Annotated in this window: 1 protein-coding gene; it reads right to left on the bottom strand. The window is 70.5% G+C overall.

Going from position 1 to position 234, the window contains the following annotated elements:
* The coding region (locus AC0IY0_RS29080; RefSeq protein WP_471766518.1) for a hypothetical protein at positions 1-234 on the bottom strand (234 nt) is incomplete at both ends.

Here is a 234-nt window from a genome sequence, read left to right as displayed (position 1 = left end):
TGTCCTTGATCTCGGCCCTGCGCTTCCGAGGCGAGTTGCCGTAGGCAGCCTCGGCCCAAAGCCTGTTCGGGATCTCGCCCACGTCGAGACCGGCCCGGTAGAGAGCCGCAGCCAGCCGGAAGACGGCAGCGTGCCCGGAGCCGCGCGGGGTCATCCGCCAGTCCAGGACCGCCTTCTCGATCAGGGTCGCGCGACGGTCGGCACCGAGATGCGCGTCCCGAGCCGCCATGGCAT

The sequence above is a fragment of the Methylobacterium sp. AC315 genome (assembly GCF_979253755.1).
The sequence above is the reverse complement of the archived record's forward strand: the minus strand, read 5'-3'. Positions and strand labels throughout refer to the sequence as shown.